This is a genomic window from Nostoc sp. CALU 1950, assembly GCF_051172895.1.
GTDB classification, from domain to species: domain Bacteria; phylum Cyanobacteriota; class Cyanobacteriia; order Cyanobacteriales; family Nostocaceae; genus Nostoc; species Nostoc edaphicum_A.
Genome location: NZ_JBDNJQ010000304.1, coordinates 1 through 3,628 on the forward strand (window position 1 = coordinate 1; position 3,628 = coordinate 3,628).

Consider the following 3,628-nt stretch of genomic DNA (forward strand, 5'->3'; position numbering starts at 1 on the left):
ATAAATATGTAGACGATTTTTCTTCAGATGAAAAAGGACAAGTTATAGCCCTTATCTGGCTTGGTCAATATGTATCCTGTGAACACCCATCAGACTTAAACGATTTAACTGCACAAGCACTACATCTCATCCCTCAAAACTGTACAACTAGTTATATTATCGAAAAGGCTTTCCTAGCTAAATATCTTCGCTCTGGGCTGAAAAAAATAAATAATAATCACTGCAACAATTAAGTTGAGTAGCTACATCTGGTCTTTTCTATCTGATAGCAGCATTTAATGATGATGTCGCTCCTTCTTTGAAGATATACGACCTAGAAATGCAAGATAGAGTGGATATTTTGGTTGAGCAGGAAACTCATAACTAATAACATCTATAGCGTTGTTAATAGTTGAGTTTTAGAGGTTGTTTGAAAAGTGGTTAGCTATAATTTTAGGTACTTATTGATCCCCCCTAACCCCCCTTTTTTAAGGGGGGAAGCGGAATTAAAGTCCCCCTTTTTAAGGGGGATTTAGGGGGATCTAAAACTTTTTGCTACCGATAGGAGGACTTTTCAAACATCCTCTTAACCTTGGTTCCCGTTATGCTTTAGAAATACTAACATATAATTGATTTTTAGCAAGTCTAAACATTTTGGTAGTGGTAAATATGTAGTTATAATAGAGATTTAGTGACTAAAATTATTTCTTTTTATCCAAAGCTAAAAAGACTAGAAAAATAGTCGGAGTTTACATAGGTGAGCGCAGCGAAGACGGAGCTAGAGGATTATGTAGTGGGGAGAGGGGAGGAGGCTAAGGGTAAATCAATTGAGAAGACACATCCTTGATAGGGGATATCCCGAACTGAGAGTATACCCTTGTTTAGCGACACGGAGCGTCGTGAAATTGTCAGCCCAATCCCCACTCCTGATTTATCTGTTCCCATCCGAGAAAAAGGCTTAAAGAGTTCTTCCACCTCACCAGGCGGGAGTCCTCCACATTGATCCTCTATTTCAAGCAAAACACGCCCACCTACAGCCTTACCGCGTATCCATACAATCCCACCCTTCTTGGTGAACTTAATGGCATTTTGAACTAGATTCGATAGGGCAGATATTATTAGGTGACAATCTATTAAAACCTCCAATTCCGGCGCTACCTCAATACGCACCTCAATTGATTTCCCACTTGCTTCAAACCATGCAGTAGCCTCAACTTCACTGACTAGGTGAATAACTCGATATCTCTTATATTGGACAGTTGGTTCGTTCCACAGTCGCACCTCAACAAGTGAACGATCAATAATTTCTCTCATACGCCTATGGGCATTTTCAAGAACATGAGATGTACTTCCATTGGTTCCGACTTTCCCTGTGATTATAAGTTGGGAAGCTAAAGTAGCGGAGGTCAAAGCATTTCGCAACTCATGTGCTAGAAATCCAAGACGTAGAACCTCATCCCGCTCTGCATTCTCGCGCTGACCTCGATTAAACTCTGTAACCGCTTCAGCAATAGCGCTATCGAGGCAGAAATTTAATCGATTGAATTCACGAGGGGATGCTGTTTCACTACTATTCTCCTGAATATACTGAGTGATAGATTGACAAAGAGCGCCGTAGCCATGAACAACCTGAGAAATGCTGTAGCCAAGTCTTAACGACTCTTTCCCCCGACGCTCTGCTGCGGCTCTGTGAACACTTTCTGTAGAACTGTTATGTGCTTCCCCAGATTCATCTATATCAGCATCAACACGTAATACCTCAATGAGTTCATCATAGAACACAGGTAATCCTCTTTCCATTTCGTCGCTCGAACTCATGGAATCAGCAAGACGCGCGATCTTTTTTGAACACAAGGCGAGAATTTCGTCACGTTCTGCTAAGAGAAATTCATGTAACATTATGAATGTTTTTAATTTTAGACTTATTCTAGCATCAAGATATCGCTAGAAAAGCGATCGCACATAAGAGTAACTAGCAACTTGGGTTATATCTGCGAAACAGGTTTCAAGAACTAAATATTTTCTCTTCTGCTTTCTCCTAAAAAATCGTCAGGACAACAAAAGGAATTTAAGGAGAGGGAATAGCGTAGGCGCAGCCCAACCTAGGCATCACTTTTTTGGTTAATTCCTCAAAGAGAGTTATATTGCTAAATTAATCTGGCTACATTTTGTGTGCGTCGTTAATCAACTTATACAATTCAACCATCCATCAAACTCTTGTATATACTCGATTTCAAACGCCTGGTTGTTACACTTTTCACAAGCAGATCAATTAGGAACTATCTGGAAATCTTTTTGAGAACAGACTGTATATTCATCAAATGAATCTAGGCTTGAAAGTAAACATCTATATCAAACAACACTAATGTCACATACGTTGATTAATTTAACATTGCCAATAGTCATTCAAGAAATTGAGAATGTCTTATATGAGTACCCTGAACATCCTTATCAATTAGCTTTTTCGATTCATGAGTTGCGCCAAAAGTTAATTGCCCACATTCTAAGTCATGTCCCTAACCGCTATGTAGTCGAAGGGGTACAGGAATTATCCAGCACCCCCAAAAGCCGCTACTCTTTCCCTCTACAGGAGCGGATACAGATAGAAACAGTGGTTCACGGTAGTATTCTGCATATCCTGCGCGAAAACGCTGATTGGCTAAGTCGCCAAATCCTAACTCTGTCTCTTGTTGGGTCAGTTTTGCTCCCTAGTCTGATTCAATAACCTCATGCTTTTGGGCAACAATACAGTAGAGAATATATTTTGCGCTAGGGTCAATATTTGCTTTTATGCTCTTAGTGTCCCAGTAGTTCCGGGAGCAATATAACCCCGATAATCAGCATCATAAAGGGAAATTTGAAAGCCTTGGGGTAATTTGATCGGAATACTCAAATTACAGCTTTTCCGCCTTTCTGCGGCGACATTTCCGATGGCTGCAAACTTGTCAAATAAAATGGTTAGCTCTTGACCATCTGGACTAACGCTAACACTGGCTGATTCATTGGGACAACCGCTACCACCATAACTTGCACCTAAAATTTCAACTTTGGCATCAGCAAAGGCGGGGCTAACTGAAGCAGTAATTAATGTAACGGCAGCAAGAAATACTTTTACAAATTTCATAATTTTTTGATCGCGAATCTACTAACTAGATTTACTGTGACATTCTGCTGTTGGAAATCAAGGTTGAATTGCGTCTGAGTTGTATAAGTTGTACTGAAAGCCTTCAAATCGTTACAAAAATCTCAAATTTAGTTGCTTCAAATATGATGAAAGAGAGTACTATGGATATCTGAAGGTGGCAGCTATTATGCTCTCCAACTCACTAATTAAAATGAAAAGGTTAAAAGCATTCTATCGCTACAATATTCTTGCTACTCTATAGTCATTCTGTTAGCTACCCAAACTCGAATTACTGAAAAATAATGGGAGTGCAAAACAGTATGGTAATCAAACATCAAGGAAAAATTATTACCCTTTGGATCGTTTTCTTGTTGGGACTTCTTTTTCACAGTCAGTTGGGATTAATGCCTATTTTTTACGGTCTTAGTGTGGCTGACTCCCAGGCACAAAGCATAGCAGAAGTTGCCCCTATTATGTGGTTAATGTTGGGCTTTTTTGTGTTCCCGATGGCTGCGATCGTTGCTA

The 3,628-nt window shown here is 39.7% G+C and carries 3 protein-coding genes and 2 pseudogenes; 3 read left to right on the forward strand and 2 right to left on the reverse strand.

Annotated elements, in window-relative coordinates:
- Nucleotides 1–233, forward strand: a 233-nt coding sequence (locus ABF638_RS37165) for a DUF3775 domain-containing protein (protein ID WP_435027753.1), incomplete at its 5' end; no start/stop codon positions are given.
- Between the two features lie 532 nt (nucleotides 234–765).
- On the opposite strand, the gene ABF638_RS37170 is transcribed toward ABF638_RS37165, so the two are convergent.
- Nucleotides 766–1,878, reverse strand: coding sequence for a sensor histidine kinase (locus ABF638_RS37170; protein ID WP_435027754.1), 1,113 nt, complete (start codon nucleotides 1,876–1,878; stop codon nucleotides 766–768).
- A 466-nt stretch (nucleotides 1,879–2,344) separates the two neighbouring features.
- On the opposite strand from ABF638_RS37170, the gene ABF638_RS37175 reads away from it, so the two are divergent.
- On the forward strand, nucleotides 2,345–2,704 hold the full coding sequence (locus tag ABF638_RS37175; RefSeq protein WP_179075813.1) for a hypothetical protein: 360 nt from the start codon (nucleotides 2,345–2,347) through the stop codon (nucleotides 2,702–2,704).
- A 66-nt stretch (nucleotides 2,705–2,770) separates the two neighbouring features.
- Here the strand turns inward: ABF638_RS37175 and ABF638_RS37180 are convergent.
- Nucleotides 2,771–3,103, reverse strand: a pseudogene (locus ABF638_RS37180) (DUF4360 domain-containing protein); the annotation flags it as partial.
- Nucleotides 3,104–3,423: 320 nt separating this feature from the next.
- Here ABF638_RS37180 and ABF638_RS37185 point away from each other — a divergent pair.
- Nucleotides 3,424–3,628, forward strand: a pseudogene (locus ABF638_RS37185) (hypothetical protein); the annotation flags it as partial.

Excerpts from the sequence above, each read along its gene's own strand:
- ABF638_RS37170 (WP_435027754.1), bottom strand. The coding sequence starts at position 1,878 with ATGTTACATGAATTTCTCTTAGCAGAACGTGACGAAATTCTCGCCTTG.
- ABF638_RS37175 (WP_179075813.1), top strand. The coding sequence starts at position 2,345 with ATGTCACATACGTTGATTAATTTAACATTGCCAATAGTCATTCAAGAA.